This window comes from Cognatilysobacter segetis (assembly GCF_004359965.1).
GTDB classification, from domain to species: Bacteria; Pseudomonadota; Gammaproteobacteria; order Xanthomonadales; family Xanthomonadaceae; genus Cognatilysobacter; species Cognatilysobacter segetis.
Map to the genome: position 1 here is coordinate 1 of NZ_SMRQ01000122.1, position 1186 is coordinate 1186.

The following is a 1186-nucleotide window of genomic DNA, read 5'->3' on the forward strand; positions in this document are numbered from 1 at the left end:
TCCGCCACGAACATGCACGTCGGCGCGCCGCGCGTTTCCCGCACGGCGCTCGCGCTGGCCGGCCTGACCCTACTGCTGTCGGGCTGCGCGGCGTCGACGCCCACCGCGGGCGCGCCGCTGGTCGACGCAGGCCGCGCGATCCCGGCGCTGCAGCTCGACATCCGCTACGCCGGCCGCGACAACTTCGTCGGTGCGCCGGTGCGCGGCTACGAGGCGCCCAAGTGCCTGCTGCTACGCCCCGCCGCCGACGCGCTGGCGCAGGTGGCCCACGATCTCGCGCAGGACGGCTACGTGCTCCACGTGTTCGACTGCTACCGCCCGCAGCGCGCGGTACGGCATTTCGTGGAATGGGCGCACGGGTCGGACGACCCTCGCAGCAAGCGGGCGCACTATCCGGACGTCGACAAATCCACGCTTCTGGGCAGCTACATCGCCGAGACCTCGGGCCACAGCCGCGGCCTCACGCTCGACCTCACGCTGGCGCGGTGCGATGCCGGCCGCTGCCTGCCGATCGACATGGGCACGCCCTTCGATTTCTTCGACGAGCGCGCGCACACCGATTCGCCACGCGCCACGGCGGCACAGCGCGCCAATCGCGAGCGGTTGCGCGCCGCGATGGCGCGCCACGGCTTCCGCAACTATCCGCTCGAGTGGTGGCATTACACGCTCGACCTCGGCCCGTCGCTGCCACCGCTGCTGGACGTGCCGGTTCGATGAGCGCCACGCGGACCGCATCGGTCGCGGTGGTCGGCGCCGGCATCGTGGGGCTGTCCTGCGCGCACGCGCTGATGCAGCGCGGCTACGACTGCACGGTGGTGGATGCACGCGGGCCCGGCGAAGCGACGTCGTTCGGCAACGCGGGCTCGATCTCCGTCGGCAACGTGCTGCCGCAGTCCACGCCGGGCATCCTGCGCAAGGGCCTGCGCATGCTCGCCGACCCGCTGTCGCCCCTGAAGCTCGACTGGCCGCGCTGGCCGCACTACGCGCGCTGGCTCGTCGATTTCGTGCGCAATGGGCGGGCCGAGGCGGTGGCGCCGATCATCGACGCGCTGCACGCGCTCAACGCCGCCGCGCGCGACGCCTGGATCGACCTGGCCGCCGACATCGGCGCCGACGACCTGCTCGCGCACACGGGCTACCTGCACGTCTACAGCGAGGATGCGAGCTTCGCCGCCGGCGCCTGGGA

At 72.7% G+C, this 1186-nt stretch carries 2 protein-coding genes; both read left to right on the top strand.

Features of this window, described 5'->3' with window-relative positions:
- Positions 1-12 precede the first annotated feature (12 nt).
- Complete coding sequence (locus E4F61_RS14185; RefSeq protein ID WP_133480252.1) at positions 13-717, top strand: M15 family metallopeptidase; 705 nt, start codon at positions 13-15, stop codon at positions 715-717.
- Positions 714-1186 (top strand): FAD-dependent oxidoreductase (locus E4F61_RS14190; protein ID WP_133480251.1); only part of this gene is annotated, 473 nt, incomplete at its 3' end. The genes E4F61_RS14185 and E4F61_RS14190, both read left to right, overlap by 4 nt.

Excerpts from the sequence above, each read along its gene's own strand:
- E4F61_RS14185 (WP_133480252.1), top strand. The coding sequence starts at position 13 with ATGCACGTCGGCGCGCCGCGCGTTTCCCGCACGGCGCTCGCGCTGGCC.